13 protein-coding genes are annotated in these 17,189 nt (G+C 48.6%); 12 read left to right on the top strand and 1 reads right to left on the bottom strand.

The window, feature by feature from the left end; all coding sequences use genetic code 11:
- The first annotated feature begins 26 nt into the window (after nt 1-26).
- The 10 genes from gnd to gyrB all read left to right on the top strand — a co-directional run bounded on the left by gnd (nt 27) and on the right by gyrB (nt 11,791).
- Nucleotides 27-947, top strand: coding sequence for a phosphogluconate dehydrogenase (NAD(+)-dependent, decarboxylating) (gene gnd, locus KB559_RS23710; RefSeq protein ID WP_211025771.1), 921 nt, complete (start codon nt 27-29; stop codon nt 945-947).
- A gap of 19 nt (nt 948-966) precedes the next feature.
- Nucleotides 967-1,638 carry a GntR family transcriptional regulator gene (locus KB559_RS23705; RefSeq protein WP_211025769.1) on the top strand — a complete coding sequence of 224 codons (672 nt, stop codon included), beginning with the start codon at nt 967-969 and terminating at the stop codon, nt 1,636-1,638.
- 183 nt (nt 1,639-1,821) lie between these two features.
- Nucleotides 1,822-3,180, top strand: a complete 1,359-nt coding sequence (locus tag KB559_RS23700) for a GntP family permease (protein ID WP_211025767.1) — start codon at nt 1,822-1,824, stop codon at nt 3,178-3,180.
- Nucleotides 3,181-3,219: 39 nt separating this feature from the next.
- On the top strand, nt 3,220-4,770 hold the full coding sequence (gene gntK, locus KB559_RS23695) for a gluconokinase (protein ID WP_211025765.1): 1,551 nt from the start codon (nt 3,220-3,222) through the stop codon (nt 4,768-4,770).
- A 567-nt stretch (nt 4,771-5,337) separates the two neighbouring features.
- Nucleotides 5,338-6,684, top strand: coding sequence for a chromosomal replication initiator protein DnaA (gene dnaA, locus KB559_RS23690; protein WP_211025763.1), 1,347 nt, complete (start codon nt 5,338-5,340; stop codon nt 6,682-6,684).
- A 331-nt stretch (nt 6,685-7,015) separates the two neighbouring features.
- On the top strand, nt 7,016-8,158 hold the full coding sequence (gene dnaN, locus KB559_RS23685) for a DNA polymerase III subunit beta (protein ID WP_211025761.1): 1,143 nt from the start codon (nt 7,016-7,018) through the stop codon (nt 8,156-8,158).
- A 38-nt stretch (nt 8,159-8,196) separates the two neighbouring features.
- On the top strand, nt 8,197-8,418 hold the full coding sequence (gene yaaA / locus KB559_RS23680) for a S4 domain-containing protein YaaA (protein WP_211025759.1): 222 nt from the start codon (nt 8,197-8,199) through the stop codon (nt 8,416-8,418).
- Nucleotides 8,419-8,469: 51 nt separating this feature from the next.
- Entirely contained in the window at nt 8,470-9,582 is a 1,113-nt protein-coding gene (gene recF, locus KB559_RS23675) for a DNA replication/repair protein RecF (protein ID WP_211025757.1), read from the top strand.
- Nucleotides 9,583-9,594: 12 nt separating this feature from the next.
- Nucleotides 9,595-9,843, top strand: coding sequence for an extracellular matrix regulator RemB (gene remB, locus KB559_RS23670; RefSeq protein WP_211025755.1), 249 nt, complete (start codon nt 9,595-9,597; stop codon nt 9,841-9,843).
- Between the two features lie 43 nt (nt 9,844-9,886).
- Entirely contained in the window at nt 9,887-11,791 is a 1,905-nt protein-coding gene (gene gyrB / locus KB559_RS23665) for a DNA topoisomerase (ATP-hydrolyzing) subunit B (protein ID WP_211025752.1), read from the top strand.
- 86 nt (nt 11,792-11,877) lie between these two features.
- On the opposite strand, the gene KB559_RS23660 is transcribed toward gyrB, so the two are convergent.
- Entirely contained in the window at nt 11,878-12,651 is a 774-nt protein-coding gene (locus tag KB559_RS23660; protein ID WP_211025750.1) for a YheC/YheD family protein, read from the bottom strand.
- Nucleotides 12,652-13,062: 411 nt separating this feature from the next.
- On the opposite strand from KB559_RS23660, the gene gyrA reads away from it, so the two are divergent.
- Nucleotides 13,063-15,606 carry a DNA gyrase subunit A gene (gene gyrA / locus KB559_RS23655; protein WP_211025748.1) on the top strand — a complete coding sequence of 848 codons (2,544 nt, stop codon included), beginning with the start codon at nt 13,063-13,065 and terminating at the stop codon, nt 15,604-15,606.
- A gap of 184 nt (nt 15,607-15,790) precedes the next feature.
- Entirely contained in the window at nt 15,791-16,900 is a 1,110-nt protein-coding gene (locus tag KB559_RS23650) for an HD-GYP domain-containing protein (protein ID WP_211025746.1), read from the top strand.
- Nucleotides 16,901-17,189 lie beyond the last annotated feature (289 nt).

Raw genomic sequence — 17,189 nt, 5'->3', positions numbered from 1 at the left:
AGTAAGTTGTATACAAGTATACTGGTATGCGAAAGGATGTTTATTTTATGAAATTAGGCATGATCGGGCTCGGCAAAATGGGATACAACCTCGTACACAATCTGCTTGAGCATCAACATGAAGTCGTTGCATTCGATATGAACAAAGAAGCCGTTCAGAATGCGGAAAAAGAAGGAGCGATTCCCGCCTCCAGTCTTGAACAGCTTGTCCACTCCCTGGAGACACCGCGTATCGTTTGGGTCATGGTTCCGGCCGGTCCGGCGGTTCAGTCCGTAGTGGACACATTGATTCCCCTGCTCGCACCAGGCGATATCGTAATCGATGGCGGCAATTCGCATTACAAAGATTCTGTGGCTCTAGCTGAGAAGCTATCCGGCCACGGTATTAATTTCTTTGATGTAGGAACTTCCGGCGGTGTCGAAGGCGCCAACAACGGCGGCTGCTTCATGATCGGCGGAGATAAATCGGTATTCCGCACGATCGAACCGATTTTCAAGGATATCGCCGTCGATCGCGGTTACCTGTATGCAGGCCAGAACGGCAGCGGACATTTTCTTAAAATGGTTCATAACGGTATCGAATACGGCATGATGCAGGCGATTGCCGAAGGCTTTGAGGTGCTTGAGAAAAGTCCGTTCAATTACAATTTCGAAGATGTAGCCCGCGTTTGGTCCAACGGCTCCGTCATCCGCAGCTGGCTGATGGAATTGACGGAAAATGCCTTCTCCAAAGACCCTAAACTCGAGGGAATCAAAGGTGTCATGAAATCTTCCGGCGAAGGAAAATGGACCGTTGAAACCGCACTGGATCTTCAAGCGAGCGCTCCGGTAATCGCGTTGTCCCTGTTCATGCGGTATCGCTCTCTTGAATCCGACACGTTCCACGGCAAGGTCGTCGCTGCCCTGCGCAACGAATTCGGCGGCCATGCAGTCGAATCTGCAGAATAAGATAGGAGCCAACCATATTATGAAGTTTCCCGCTTCTTGGTTGAAGGGCAGCTCGCTGGGCGAATCCATCGCCTGCGAGCTGCGCCTTCAAATCATTAACAACACTATCAAGCCAGGCGAGGTGCTGTCCGAAAACCGCATAGCCGCGGACTTCGGAACAAGCCGTTCACCGGTCCGCGAAGCCATGAAAACGCTATCCGGCGAAGGCCTCATCACCTTGCAGCGGATGGGGGCCGTAGTAAACGGTCTTCTATTAAAAGACATCGATGAACTGTACGATGTCCGGTATCTTATTGAGAGCTTTGCCTGGCAGCGCCTCGCGGAGGAAGATCCCGCTCCGTTAATCGCCCGGCTTCACCAAATCATCGATAAAATGGAGCTCGCTGCCAAATACCGCGATATTGTGGAATTTGCTTATCAGGACCTGTCTTTTCATGAACTCATCATCTCTTCCGCCAATCATACGCGAATTTTGCATTTATGGACCAGCATCCGGCAGATCGTAATGACCGTAATGCTTATAACGACGGAAGATGTATTGTCCCAAGGGGAAGACAAAATCGCCTATGTGGTGGATAAGCACCGTAAGCTGCTTAAAGGACTGGAGTCCAGAGACCCGGCCATCATTTCGGCACGGATTGAGGAGTATTTTGAAGATTCCAGAAATACCTTGCATACGTCCATGAAATAATCGACAAAAATAACATATATATCGCTCACATTTTGGGCCATGTGATCTGTTGTTCGTCGCTCCACCGCTGACTTTCGTCATTAGGTGCGCACTTCCAAAGGATCCCCTATCCCAAAACGTTCGCTTTATATTAAGAACATACAGATGTATGTATTTTTCAGGGTAAATAAAAGGAGGAACACCATGAGCACGTTATTCAACATGAGCCACAACGCCACCTTGCTATTATGGACCCTGGTGACGATCGTGTTTCTTATCGTCCTGATTTCCAAATATAAATGGAATCCGTTCGTGACCTTATTAATTTCCGCTTTGCTGCTCGGTCTGCTGGCCGGGATGAAGCCGCTCGATGTGGTCAATTCGATCACAAGCGGACTTGGAGGCACACTGGGCACCATAGCGATTGTCATCGGCCTTGGCACCATGCTGGGCAAAATGATGGCCGAATCCGGCGGTGCGGAGCAAATTGCCACTACGCTGGTCGACCGGTTTGGAGAAAAAAGAGTACATTGGGCGATGATGATCGTCGGCTTTATCGTCGGGATTCCTGTCTTTTTTGAGGTGGGAGTTATCCTGCTTATCCCCATTGTCTTCACTGTAGCCAGAAAAACAAAAATGTCGTTGCTGCAAATCGGAATTCCGATTTTGGCGGGCCTTTCGACCGTGCACGGGCTTGTGCCGCCGCATCCGGCACCTATGATCGCCATTGATGCTTACGGTGCCAATCTTGGCCGGACGATTCTTTATTCCCTTGTGATCGGCATCATCGTCGCCATTATTGCCGGTCCGCTTTTTGGTAAATTCATCGGTAAGCGCATCGTGCTGGAACCGCCTGCCGAACTGGCGGAACAATTTGCCGTGAAAGGAAACAGAAGGCTTCCGGGTTTCGGAATCACCCTGTTTACCATCCTTCTGCCGGTAATTCTGATGCTGATCGGCTCCATCGCCGACATTATCGACCCGCAAGCTACCAGCGGCTTCACGCTGTTCTGCGAATTTATCGGCCATGAAATTATGGCATTGCTGATTGCCGTCGTCTTCTCCTTCTTCTCGCTCGGCTTCTCCAGAGGCTTTACGAAGCATGAGATTTCCAAGTTTACAAGCGAATGTCTCGCCCCGATCGCTACGATCGTTCTAATCATTGGAGCCGGCGGCGCCTTCAAGCAGGTACTCATCAACAGCGGCGTAGGCACTGCGATTGCGGAAATTGCTACGGGAGCTCATGTCAACGTGATCCTGTTTGCCTGGTTCGTCGCTGCACTGATCCGGGTAGCCACCGGTTCGGCCACCGTCGCCATGACGACCGCCGCTGGTATTGTCGCCCCGGTACTGGCCCTTACGCCAGGCGCTAACGTGGAGCTAGTGGTTCTGGCAACCGGTGCAGGCTCCATTGTCCTGTCACATGTGAATGATGCAGGGTTCTGGATGGTTAAGGAATTCTTCAACATGACGGTCCCGCAAACCCTGAAATCCTGGACGGTGATGGAGACGATCCTTTCCGTCGTTGGCTTGGCGCTGATTCTTCTCGCCAGTGTTTTCTAAAGAAATAAATATAAATTTATGGGAGAGAAGGTAACTCGGATGAATCAACTTTCTTATATGATAGGAATCGATATAGGAACGACAAGCACCAAGGCTGTATTATTCGAAGAAAACGGAAAAATCGTGTCGACGGCAAATGAAGGCTATCCGTTGTACACCCCGACGGCCGATGTGGCAGAACAGGATCCGGAGGAGATTTTCGCTGCGATGCTGGCCGCCGTCCGTCACGTGATGGATCAAAGCGGAGCCGCCCCTGAACAGATTATGTTGGTCTCCTTCAGCACGGCCATGCACAGCGTAATCCCGGTTGACCAAGAAGGTCAGCCGTTGATGCGGTGTCTAACGTGGGCGGACAATCGGAGCGTGGAATGGTCGGAAAAATTAAAAAACGAGCTCGGCGGACATGAGATCTATCTGCGTACCGGCACCCCGATCCATCCGATGTCCCCCTTATCCAAGCTTCTATGGCTGCGCCATGACATGCCGGATATTTTTAACAAAGCGAATAAGTTTATTTCTATTAAAGAATATGTCTTTGCCAAACTGTTCGGTGAATACGTCGTGGACCACTCCATCGCCTCCAGTACCGGTCTAATGAATCTGGAGAACCTGGACTGGGACGAGGAAGCGTTGAAGATCGCCGGCATTACGCCGGACCAATTATCGACCCTCGTGCCGACCACTCATGTTATGAAGGGACTTTCGGGAACCTATGCGGCCGAAATGGGGCTTCTCGCCTCCACTCCGTTCGTCATCGGGGCTAGCGACGGCGTATTATCCAATCTAGGCGTCAATGCCATCAAACCGGGGGTCGTAGCCGTGACGATCGGTACAAGCGGCGCTATCCGCACTGTTGTCGACCGTCCTAAAACCGACCCGAAAGGCCGAATTTTCTGCTATGCGCTGACTGAGAAGCATTGGGTTATCGGCGGGCCGGTCAATAACGGCGGGGTTATTTTTCGCTGGGTGCGGGATGAATTCGCCGCTTCTGAGGTAGAAACGGCAAAGCGTCTCGGAATTAGCCCCTACGATGTGTTGACCAAAATCGGCGAAAAGGTACGTCCCGGTTCGGATGGACTGCTCTTTCACCCTTATTTGGCCGGAGAGCGAGCTCCCTTATGGAATCCTAACGCTCGCGGATCCTTTTTCGGCCTGACATTGCACCATCAAAAGGAACATATGATTCGTTCCGTACTGGAAGGCGTCATTTATAACTTATATACCGTGCTGCTCGCTATGGAAGAACAGATCGGCCGGCCCGAAAAAATTCAGGCGACAGGCGGATTTGCGCGTTCTCCGCTTTGGCGGCAAATGCTGGCGGATATTTTCGACCAAGAAGTTGTTATTCCCGAAAGCTTCGAAAGCTCCTGTCTCGGTGCCGTAGTGCTCGGATTATATGCGCTGGGCAAGATCGACTCGTTTGATGTAGTGTCAGAGATGGTCGGCGGTACCTTTGAACATGCCCCGATCAAGGAGCATGCCGCTATTTACAAGGAGCTCCTCCCAATTTTCATCCGCATTTCCCGCAAGTTGGAGGAAGATTATGAAGCGATCGCCAAATTCCAACGGAATTTGCCGGCGGCAGATTAAGCTTCTCAGCCTAATTTTAAATAAATAAAAAGAGCAGGTTGCAGAACCTGCTCTTTGCTATGCCTATAATCTAAACCTACTCCTCCCTCCTCAAATTGCCATCCGCCCTTCCTAATCTTGTTATTAGGTTCCCGATTTTAAGAACGATCGATGAACCCAGCCCTAAAGAACTGTCAATAAGTAATTTTCGATATTGAACATCCTGTGTATAATTTTTTTCGGAGAAAATCGGATCCTGTCGAATTTTAAACAAATTATAAACAATATGTAGTGGTGTGAGTTAAAATTATACACAAGTTATTGAATTTGTGGATAAAATACAGCATTGCATTGAAATATAAGGCTTCTTTTGCTATGATTATATTGCTTTTGTTGTGAATATCTAAGTTTAAGTCAATAATTATTAACAGGCTGTGGATAAAATTGTGAACAATTCGAATTTATCCTTGTTTGTAATGATTCCACTTTTCTGACTCATGGGGATAATATTCCCCTTTATTTATGTTTATTCGACCCCTTTCTGCATGGCTCATGCCACAATTGGAAGATTTAAAAGGAGTGACCGCTGTGGATAGCCATACCTCCGATATATGGCAGCATATTTTATCCATCATCAATACCAAACTCAGCAAACCCAGCTTCGATACCTGGTTTAAAGCGACCAAAATTGTCTCGTTGAACGACCGCCAGATCGTAATATCCGCTCCGACCACGTTTGCCGTGGAATGGCTGGAAAGCCGGTATACCAAACTGGTTGCAACCACCGTTTATGAATACCTTGGCAAACAAGTCGACGTTTCCTTCGTCATTGAGGAATCTGCGGTGCCCGAGCAAACCCAGGTATATAAGGAGCCCCCTGCACCCGTCCAAGCGGAGGAAAGCGTTTCCAATATGCTTAACCCGAAATATACGTTCGATACGTTCGTCATCGGTTCGGGCAACCGGTTTGCCCATGCGGCATCCCTCGCCGTAGCCGAAGCTCCCGCACGAGCTTATAACCCGTTATTTCTATACGGCGGCGTCGGACTTGGCAAAACGCACTTGATGCACGCGATCGGACATTACATTCTGGAACATAGCCCCAGCAGTAAGGTCGTTTACATTTCTTCCGAGAAATTCACGAACGAATTCATCAACTCCATTCGGGACAACCGGGCGGAAAGCTTCCGCAACAAGTACCGGAACATCGATATCCTGCTGATCGACGATATTCAATTTATCGCCGGTAAGGAATCGACCCAGGAAGAGTTTTTCCATACGTTTAATGCGCTTCACGAGGAACGCAAGCAGATCATTATTTCCAGTGACCGTCCGCCAAAAGAAATACCGACGCTGGAAGAGCGGCTCAGATCCCGGTTTGAATGGGGCCTGATCACGGATATTCAACCGCCGGACCTGGAGACTCGGATCGCGATTCTCCGCAAGAAGGCCAAAGCGGAAAACCTGGATATTCCGAACGAAGCGATGATGTATATCGCCAATCAAATCGATACCAACATCCGGGAGCTTGAAGGCGCCCTTATCCGTGTCGTCGCCTACTCCTCCCTCATTAACCAGGATATTACGACCCACCTGGCTGCCGAAGCGCTGAAGGATATCATACCTTCCAGCCGTCCGAAGATGATCACCATTCAGGACATTCAGCAAAAGGTCGGAGAGTACTATAATTTGCGGCTTGAGGATTTCAAAGCCCGCAAACGGACAAAAGCGATCGCCTTCCCTCGCCAAATCGCCATGTATTTATCGAGGGAGCTGACGGATTTCTCGCTGCCTAAGATCGGGGATGCCTTCGGAGGGCGTGACCATACGACAGTCATTCACGCCCACGAAAAAATAACCCAGCAGCTCAAAGTCGACCAGGATCTCTATAAAGTTATCAACAACATTACGGAAAAAATCAAAAACTCATCCTGAATAAGCTATAAGCCTATGCACATGATATTCACATGTGGATAGGCTTCATTTCATATATTCCGTCCCGTTATCCACATATTCAGGGCCCCTACTACTTCTTCTATATATTTTAAAGATATACATCATCCTATAAAGCGGCCATGCCGCCAGGGAAGAAATTCAAATTCGGGTCCTGCTTAACTGCTCAAATTGAGCTAAAATAGAAAAGGGCCATTTAAGCCCAAATGCATTTGCTTGCTAAAATCAAGTTTATGCATAACGAAGTGAATTATGATTGTTTTAAGTGTGTTTATATTGCGATGCTATAATAAATTTTTTAGGAGTTGAATTTATGAAAATCCGCGTTTTGAAGCACGATTTGAACGAATCCATCCAACATGTGGCCAAGGCCATTTCAAGCCGGACTACGATCCCTATTTTGACGGGGATTAAGCTGGAGGTTAATTTTCAGGGAATGACGTTGACCGCAAGCGATACCGATATTTCCATTCAGGCCTTTATTCCGGCGGAAGATCAGGATAAACAAATCGTGCAGGTAGAACGTCCAGGCAGCGTCGTTTTGCCGGCCAAGTTCTTCGTGGAGATCATCAAAAAGCTTCCTTCGAGCGAAATTGAGATGGAGGTGCTTGAAGGATTCAAGACGCAAATCCGTTCCGGATCGACCGATATTCAGATGGTCGGGCTTGATCCTGAGGAATTCCCCGTGCTTCCGAGCATTGAGGAGAATCAGGTTATTTCCATTCCCGGCGATTTGCTCAAAAATATGGTTAAGCAAACCGCGTTCTCCATTTCGTCCAATGAAAGCTCGCCGATTTTGACCGGGGTATTGTGGAACCTTAACGACAACCAATTCAAATTCGTCGCAACCGACCGCCACCGTCTGGCCAGCCGTATGGCAGAGCTCGATGACGCCGATGGCGTTCGTTTCAGCAATATTGTCATTTCCGGTAAAACGCTGAATGAGTTGAGCAAAATCATTCCCGACCAAAATACACGGGTAGATATTGTCGTAGCGGACAACCAGGTCTTGTTTAAGATTGACCGCGTGCTGTTCTACTCCCGTATATTGGACGGGACTTATCCGGATACTTCCAAGATTATTCCGACAACCTACAAAACAGAACTGGTATTGGACACAAAAAAATTGAGCGAATCGATCGATCGCGCTTATTTGCTGTCACGTGAGGAAAAGACGAATATCGTCCGCCTTCAGACCATGGAGAACGGCACTATTGAAATTTCGTCCAGTTCCTCTGAGCTCGGTAAGGTTACCGAACAACTGGAACTGGCTTCCTTTACGGGCGACCCGCTGCGGATCTCGTTCAACTCCAAATATATGCTCGATGTACTGAAAGTGGTGGAAAGCGAGCAGCTGCACATCGGTTTTACAGGAGCGATGAGCCCGATTATTGTTAAACCGGTCGACGATACGCAAAGCCTTTATCTCATCCTCCCTTACCGCACAACGAATTAAGCGGGGGGACTACCTGAAGAGAGGAAGTTCGAACATCCATGAAAACTATTCAGATTTCCAGCGAGTATATTAAGCTGGATCAGTTCTTGAAGCTGGCCGATTGCGTTTCAACAGGAGGCATGGCCAAAGCTTTACTGCAGGAAGGGGCCGTAAAAGTCAACCGGGAGCCTGAAGATCGTCGGGGACGCAAATTGTATCCCGGTGACGAGATTGAGGTAGCGGATTGCGGTTCTTTTCAAGTGGTTCGCGGCGAGGAATAGAGGCTCCCTGAACCTGGATGACAGGGGGAAACGAGGAGGGCCTGGGATAACGTGTTTGTCAAATCACTATCACTCATGAATTACCGCAATTACGAGACGCTGTCGCTGGACTCCTTCGGCAGCGTCAATCTGATGATCGGGCGTAATGCCCAAGGCAAGACAAACTTGCTGGAGGCTCTGCTCGTTCTAGCTCTGACAAAGTCGCACCGCACGTCGAAGGATAAGGAATTGATCTCCTTTGGCAAAGACCATGCTACGGTGTCGGCGGAGATCGAGCGAAAATACGGGGCGGTCGGCCTGGAGCTGCGCTTCTCACACCAAGGTAAACGGGCGAAGCTGAACGGGCTGGAGCAACGGAAGCTGAGCGATTTTGTCGGAGTGTTGAATGCCGTTATGTTCGCACCCGAGGATCTGGAGATCGTCAAGGGAACGCCGGGGGTACGCCGCCGGTTTCTCGATATGGAGATCGGACAGGTTCAGCCCAGCTATCTGTTTCACCTTCAGCAGTATCAAAAGGTGCTCGTCCAGCGCAACAACTTGTTGAAACAGGCGTGGGGCTCAGGCTCGGACAAGGGAACGATGCTGGAAGTGTGGAATGAGCAGCTGGCGGAGCACGGTGTTAAAATCATCAAGAAAAGGAAACAATTCATAAGAAAACTGCAAAAATGGGCACAGCAGATTCACGAGGGCATTACCGGGGGCGGCGAAAACCTGAAATTATCCTATCTTCCGTCCTTCGGAGAAGCTGAGGAAGAAGATGAAGCTGTCTTATTGGAGCAATTTATGATAAAGTTATCACAAACGAAGGATCAGGAAATCCGCCGCGGGATGACCCTTTCGGGTCCTCACCGTGATGATTTGGCCTTTCATATCAATGGGAATGAAGCGCAAAGTTTCGGTTCCCAGGGCCAGCAGCGGACGACGGCGCTATCCCTTAAACTGGCGGAGATTGAGCTTATCCACGAGGAAATCGGTGAATACCCGATCCTTCTTCTGGATGACGTATTGTCCGAGTTGGATCCTTACCGCCAGACACAATTGATCGAAACTTTTCAAAGTAAAGTGCAGACGTTCATCACGGCTACTGGGATCGAGAGTCTTAATGCCAGCCGTCTTCAGGACGCCAGCATTTTTCATGTTCAAGAGGGACAAGTCCGGAAATAGAAGGGGGAAGCGATGTACATTCATTTGGGCGGGGAGAAGGTCATTCTCTCTTCGGAACTGGTAGCGATCTTCGATATATCGATTGAGAAATCGTCCAAAATCTCCAAACAATTCGTCAGTCACGCCATCAAGGAAAAACATGTGATGCGGATCGGAGAAGAAGAACCTAAATCCATTGTCGTAACCAAAAACACTGTGTACTATTCGCCGATTTCCTCTGCTACGCTCAAGAAGAAGTCGAACATTCAATCTATGGTCTAATCCGTTGACATAGAATCTATAGAAGTAGGTGAAGGCATTGTCTATGAACGAGCAATCGTATGATGAGAGTCAGATACAGGTACTGGAAGGTTTAGAGGCAGTTCGCAAGCGTCCGGGGATGTACATCGGTTCAACGAGTGCCCGGGGTCTGCACCATTTGGTCTGGGAAGTCGTCGACAACAGTATTGACGAAGCTCTGGCCGGCTATGCGAACAAGATCGACGTTTTCGTCCATGAGGATAACAGCATTACCGTTATCGATAACGGGCGGGGGATTCCGGTTGGTGAAAATACGAAACTGAAGAAATCGACCCTGGAAGTAGTTATGACCGTGCTTCATGCCGGCGGGAAATTCGGCGGCGGCGGATATAAAGTGTCCGGCGGTTTACACGGGGTAGGCGTATCGGTTGTTAACGCCCTTTCCGAAAAAGTCGTGGTACAGGTTAATCGGGATGGTCATACTTATCAGCAGGAGTATCGTCGCGGAGCCCCGCAATATGATGTTAAGCTGGTAGGCGATTCCGACTTTACCGGAACCAAGACGACGTTTCTCCCGGATCCGGAAATTTTTACGGAGACGACTGTTTTTGATTACAATATCCTGTTGACCCGGATTCGCGAATTGGCGTTTCTGAACAAGGGGATTAATATATCTCTCACCGATGAACGTACAGGTGCCTCCGATTCGTTCCATTACGAGGGCGGCATTATGGAATACGTCAAATATCTGAATCAGAACAAAGAAGTTTTGCATGAGACGCCGATTTACGTCGAAGGCGCACGTGACATGATTCAGGTAGAAGTTGCTTTGCAATACAACGACAGCTATACGGAGAATATTTTTTCCTTTGCCAATAACATCAATACGCATGAAGGCGGAACGCACGAGTCTGGCTTCAAAAGCGCCTTAACCCGGATCATTAACGATTATGCCCGTAAGAACAGCATGATCAAAGATAATGACAACAACTTGACCGGCGATGACGTTCGTGAAGGATTGACCGCGATTATTTCGGTTAAAATTCCGGAACCGCAGTTCGAAGGCCAAACGAAGACGAAGCTCGGCAACAGTGAAGTACGCGGTATTGTGGAATCCCTGTTCGCGGAGAAACTCCAGGAATTCCTGGAAGAGAATCCTGCGGTAGCCCGTCGGGTATTGGAAAAAGCACTGCAAGCCTCCCGGGCGCGGGAAGCGGCGCGTAAAGCCCGCGAGTTGACGCGGCGCAAGAGTGCGCTTGAAGTCAGCGCCCTGCCGGGTAAGCTGGCGGACTGCTCCTCCAAGGATGCGACGATCAGTGAAATATACATCGTCGAAGGTGACTCTGCAGGCGGCTCGGCGAAGCAAGGGCGAGACCGGCACTTCCAGGCGATTTTGCCGCTGCGCGGTAAAATTCTGAACGTGGAGAAGGCTCGTCTGGACCGTATTCTGAGCAACGCGGAAATTCGGGCGATCATTACGGCGCTCGGAACCGGGATCGGTGAAGAATTCGACATTTCGAAGGCCCGTTATCACAAGGTCATTATCATGACCGATGCCGACGTTGACGGCGCGCATATTCGTACCCTGCTGCTTACGTTCTTCTTCCGTTACATGCGGAAGATCATTGAAGCAGGTTACGTGTACATCGCGCAGCCGCCGCTCTTTAAAGTCGAGCGTAACAAGGTCATTCGTTATGCCGGATCCGAGAAAGAGCGGGATGAAATCATCGCTTCCTTCGGCGAGAATGCCAAATTCAATGTGCAGCGTTATAAAGGTCTCGGCGAGATGAACCCTGAGCAGTTGTGGGAAACGACGATGGATCCGGAGAGCCGGACCATGCAGCAGGTTTCGATCGCGGACGCGATTCAAGCGGATGCCATTTTTGATACGCTGATGGGCGATAACGTAGAGCCGCGCCGTGACTTCATTCACGAGCATGCCAGAACCGTTAAAAACCTGGATATCTAAACCTAATTTAACTAAAGCCTCGCCGTTGGCGGGGCTTTTTTTGCGGAATGATTACAGGCGCCGGAATGCTTAACGTCGTCTCCTGCCTATTTCTTAAACCGGCCGTAGGAGACGGCATAACGGTGGATCTTTTTATAAATATCTTTGTTTTCCAGACTCTTGAAGGGGAAGAGTGCCGGGAGGGTATTGACCTCCAAAATCCAAATCTGATGCTGATCGTCTATGGCAATATCCAGCCCTATTTCTTTCAAGTTGGGGAATCTTCGGGCTAGCTGGGCGGCCACGTGGATGCCTAAGCTCTTCATTTCTTTATATATCTTGGCGAATTCTTTAGGTTCGAGATGGGGGCCGAGCAATTCTTCAATGGGCGCAATGGAGCCGCCGCCGTGATAATTTGTAATGATTTTTTGCTGGGCAGCGATCCTCCCAATAAAGCCAGTAGTCTCCCAGGTCTTTTTAGGTGTCTTTTGAACCAATGCCCGGATATCGAATTTACGCCGGCGATAGGTTAGAAGGTGAATCCCCTTTTGGATCAGGAACATCCTTTTGCCAATTCTTGATGACAAAGTAGCATGAAGTTCCTCCAGCGATGGATATAGCTCGCTTTGAATCCCAAAACGAAGTTTATATTGGATCGGACTTTCCGGGTCGAAGTCATCCTTCCAAGGCTCTATGCTCATGACTCCGTTGCCGTAGGTTCCATGATCCGGCTTAACGTACACGAGTCCGTAGATACTGACCATCTCTTTTAGATGCTCAAAGTCATATTTTCGCGTATCTGGAATGTAAGGACGGATCATTTCCCTTTGTTTTAGAATGATTGTTTTTTCCCATTTGCTCGCAATGCGTTGAATGGCCAACTTCCAATCCTTCCTTTCCGAAAACCCCCGCTGGTATTTGCTTCAGAGACGAAAAACATAGGACAGAAGAGATAAACAATGGTATAATTATAAGATATGGGGATTTTATAAGTTTTTTGAACGATTTTTTAAACAACCTCTCAAAATGCCTATATTCATAGTGTATGAAGAGTGGAAGCATTGGGAATGGACACATCCCCATTTTATTTGTGCCTCCCTGGAATGGGTTGAAGGGACGAGACGTTTAATTATTCTTGATTTGTGAAAGTAATATAAAGAATTACGTCAAAATCACAATCATTTCTAATTGGGTTTCAATTATTCGTGGCGGTTTCTTCAGGAGAATGACTAATTTGAAGTCTATATTCCATTTCTATGGGCACATGGATAGATTATTGAAGGAGGTCCAGCATGGCGGAAGAAAAATTTTCGCAAATTATAGACCGGGACATTAATGTGGAAATGCGCGAATCCTTTATGGATTATGCCATGAGCATTATCGTCAGCCGTGCTTTGCCGGATGTAAGGGATGGTCTGAAGCCGGTGCATCGGCGTATTCTGTACGCCATGAACGAGCTTGGCATGCATCCTGATAAGCCGTTTAAGAAATCGGCCAGAATCGTCGGCGAAGTTATCGGTAAATATCACCCTCACGGTGATTCGGCGGTTTATGAGACGATGGTGCGGATGGCCCAGGATTTTTCCATGCGTTATATGCTTGTCGAAGGCCATGGCAACTTCGGTTCGATTGACGGAGACTTTGCGGCGGCAATGCGTTATACGGAAGCACGTCTTTCCAAGATCGCAATGGAAATGCTGCGCGATATCAATAAAGAGACTGTTGATTTCATGCCGAACTACGACGGAGAGGAACATGAACCGGTCGTGCTTCCGGCAAGATATCCGAATTTGCTGGTTAACGGGGTTTCGGGGATTGCCGTCGGGATGGCGACCAATATACCGCCTCATAATTTAGGGGAAGTCATTGACGGGGTTCAGGCGCTGATTGCGAATCCTGATCTCGATTCCCTGGATTTGATGGACTATATCAAAGGCCCGGATTTCCCTACAGCCGGTTATATTATCGGACGGACGGGAATCCGCCAGGCTTATACAACTGGACGCGGTTCGATTACCATGCGGGCCAAGACCAGAATCGAAGAGAATAACAACAAAGCCCGGATTATCGTGGATGAGCTTCCTTACCAGGTCAACAAAGCGCGGTTGGTTGAGAAAATCGCCGAGTTGGTCAGAGAGAAGCGGATCGACGGAATTACGGATTTGCGCGACGAATCGGACCGTACGGGGATGAGAGTCGTGATCGAGCTGCGCCGGGATGTCAATCCGAACATCGTGCTGAACAATCTGTACAAGCATACGGCGTTGCAAAGCACTTTCGGCATCAATATGCTGGCGATCGTGAACAATGAACCGAAGATTCTGACGCTGAAGGAAGTTCTTCATCATTATTTGCAGCATCAGGTCGAGGTAATTCGTCGCCGGACGGAATTCGAACTGAAAAAAGCGGAAGCCCGCGCACATATTCTCGAAGGTTTGCGTACGGCGCTGGATCATCTTGACGAAGTCATCGCATTGATCCGCGGTTCGCAAACTACGGAAATTGCCCGCAACGGATTGATGGAGCGCTTCGGACTTAGTCAGGAGCAGGCCCAAGCGATTCTCGATATGCGTCTGCAACGCCTGACCGGTTTGGAACGCGATAAGATTGAGAACGAGTACCAGGAGCTTCTGCAAAAGATTGCGGAGTACCGGGAGATTTTGGCGAATGAAGCCCTTGTTCTGCAAATCATCAGCGATGAACTCCAGGAAATCCGCGAACGGTTTGCGGATGAGCGCCGGACCGAGATTTTGGTCGGGGAAGAAAGCATTCTGGACGAAGACTTGATTCCGCAGGAAGAGGTCGTCATTACGATCACGCATACCGGCTATATCAAGCGATTGCCTTTGACCACTTACCGCAGCCAAAAACGCGGAGGACGGGGCGTTGTCGGTATGGATACTAAGGACAACGATTTCGTGGAGCATTTGTTCGTGACGAACTCGCACCACTACTTGATGTTCTTTACGGACCGAGGCAAAGCCTACCGTCTCAAAGCTTATGAAATTCCTGAGCTTGGACGCACGGCGCGGGGAACCCCGATCATCAACCTGATTCAAATCGAACAGGGTGAGACGGTCAATGCGGTTATTCCTGTAGAACGCTTCGATGAGGACAAGTATCTGTTCTTTGCCACCCGTTCAGGGGTTGTGAAGAAGACGCCGATCGAAGATTACATCAATATCCGCAAAGGCGGACTGATTGCCGTAAATCTCCGTGAGGATGACATCTTGATCGATGTTAAGCTTACGGACGGTAATCAGGAGGTCATTATGGGTACAGCTCAAGGGATGTCCATCCGTTTCCCAGAGAGCGATGTTCGTTCCATGGGTAGAGCTGCTACCGGGGTCAAGGGGATTACCCTGGATCATGATGACCAATTGATCGGAATGGACGTCATCGTTCCGGAACAAGATATTCTCATTGTTACGACCAAGGGTTACGGCAAACGGACGCCGGCCTCGGAATACCGGATTCAGAGCCGTGGCGGTAAAGGGATCAAGACGATCAATGTAACGGATAAGAACGGTCCTGTCGTTGGCTTGAAGGTCGTGAAGGATGAAGAAGACCTGATGATTATTACGGCCAGCGGTACGCTGATCCGGACGAGCATGGAAGGAATTTCGACCATGGGCCGGAACACGCAAGGCGTGAAGCTGATTAATATTCGTGAAGATGATTCTGTAGCCACCGTCTGCCGCTCGGATAAGACCGAGGAGGAGCCGGAAGAGGAATCCTTGGACCAAGAGGGCCAAGAAGGATCAGAATCCGTTGAGGGCGCTGATACGGCCGCTCAAGACGCCCCGGAACAAGAGTCCGAAGGTACGGAAGAATAACATAAAAACAATGAACCAAGAACCGGATTTCCTTAGGGAAGTCCGGTTTTTTTGTTTTAATTCATTTGTAGGTTGTAAAAAGGATTGTTGGGCAAGAAGTCTCGTAATATAATGGCAGTACAATAGTGCTAATTCACTAGATAGGGCCTGCCCTAAACATGTGGAGATTGAGGAGCGAGCGAACATGGCAAGTGTCCCTGTATTAGATCTTAAACCCGGATTAAAAATTGTGAACCATGTACATACTCCTTTGGGCGGGCTTCTGATGCAAAAAGGAAAAGTACTGCTGCCCAGAGACTTGGATATATTACGCGCATTTATGGTACAGCAGGTCGAAATCGAAGAAGCTCAGGGGAGAGGGCGGGAAGACTCAACTGACGCGGCGGATTCGGTCAAAACAGGGCGAGGTTCGTTTGCGGCAGTAGGCGCAGTGCCTTATGATAATGAGCTATCGCCGACAGGTCTTCTTCATAAAGAATATGACCGGATGCTGCATTTGACGAAAAGTGCATTCCAATCCGTTCTGGCGTCTGAGCTCCCAATCTATGAACTGCGTCATCAGTTGGAAGCTTTGATCAAGCAATTGAAGTACTTTAACGTACTGACTTTTGCTCCTCGCAACATGAACGAATATGATTATTTATTCCATAATGCCATTTTATCTGCATTAACTTCCTATCTGATCGCCAAGTGGTGCGGGTTGCCGCAAAAGGACTGGATGCAGGTTGCTTTCGCAGGCTTATTGCATGATATAGGTAATACCAAGATTGATCCGGGCATTTTATATAAGCCGGGATTACTTACGGATGACGAATCGGAAGAAATGCGGATGCACACCACCTACGGCTACCAGCAACTTCGTAAAACTTCGGCCATTAATGAGGGCGTAAGACTCACGGCACTGCAGCATCACGAAAAAATGGACGGAACCGGCTATCCATTCCGCCTTACGGGGGACAAAATCCATATCTATGCCAAAATAGTGGCCGTTGCCGATATTTTTCATGCCATGACCTTGAACCGCCGATATCGCAAGGCGCAATCTCCTTATTTGGTATTGGAACAGATTAAGTCAGAAGCTTTCGGCAAACTGGATCCGGGCATTGTTCAGACCTTCGTGGAGAAAGTTACTCAATTTCATAATGGAATGCGGGTACGTCTCAGCAACGATAGCGTGGGGGAAATTGTCTTCTCCGATCGGCAATATCCAACACGGCCTATGGTGTCCGTACAGGGGGAAATCGTCAATTTAGTGCAAGCCCGACATCTGCATATTGAGGAAGTTCTTTCTTAGGGTTGCTTTTTAGGTTGCTTATGAGGTATATTAATATTCGCTGCTGCGGAAGGCAGATCAGGATTTTAAAACCTGATAAAAAGTTTTTCGAAAAAAAAGCTTGCAAGTTTTCGCAGTAAGTGATATATTATAAGAGTTGCCGCTGAAACAACGGTAACGACGAAATGAATGAAGTTGATCTTTGAAAACTGAACAACGAGTGAGTATTAAATAGAGAAATTAATTTTTCTCGTCAGTTTCAAAATGAGCAAGTCAAACACTTTATTGGAGAGTTTGATCCTGGCTCAGG

Origin of the sequence: Paenibacillus sp. Marseille-P2973 (assembly GCF_018101095.1) — a bacterium.
In the GTDB taxonomy this organism is placed as follows: domain Bacteria; phylum Bacillota; class Bacilli; order Paenibacillales; family Paenibacillaceae; genus Fontibacillus; species Fontibacillus vini.
This window is presented reverse-complemented; position numbering and strand designations above follow the sequence as displayed.

What these genes read in the sequence shown, in the direction of transcription:
- gnd (WP_211025771.1), top strand. Translation starts at nt 27, where the DNA reads ATGCGAAAGGATGTTTATTTTATGAAATTAGGCATGATCGGGCTCGGC.
- KB559_RS23705 (WP_211025769.1), top strand. Translation starts at nt 967, where the DNA reads ATGAAGTTTCCCGCTTCTTGGTTGAAGGGCAGCTCGCTGGGCGAATCC.
- KB559_RS23700 (WP_211025767.1), top strand. Translation starts at nt 1,822, where the DNA reads ATGAGCACGTTATTCAACATGAGCCACAACGCCACCTTGCTATTATGG.
- gntK (WP_211025765.1), top strand. Translation starts at nt 3,220, where the DNA reads ATGAATCAACTTTCTTATATGATAGGAATCGATATAGGAACGACAAGC.
- dnaN (WP_211025761.1), top strand. Translation starts at nt 7,016, where the DNA reads ATGAAAATCCGCGTTTTGAAGCACGATTTGAACGAATCCATCCAACAT.
- yaaA (WP_211025759.1), top strand. Translation starts at nt 8,197, where the DNA reads ATGAAAACTATTCAGATTTCCAGCGAGTATATTAAGCTGGATCAGTTC.
- remB (WP_211025755.1), top strand. Translation starts at nt 9,595, where the DNA reads ATGTACATTCATTTGGGCGGGGAGAAGGTCATTCTCTCTTCGGAACTG.
- gyrB (WP_211025752.1), top strand. Translation starts at nt 9,887, where the DNA reads ATGAACGAGCAATCGTATGATGAGAGTCAGATACAGGTACTGGAAGGT.
- gyrA (WP_211025748.1), top strand. Translation starts at nt 13,063, where the DNA reads ATGGCGGAAGAAAAATTTTCGCAAATTATAGACCGGGACATTAATGTG.
- KB559_RS23650 (WP_211025746.1), top strand. Translation starts at nt 15,791, where the DNA reads ATGGCAAGTGTCCCTGTATTAGATCTTAAACCCGGATTAAAAATTGTG.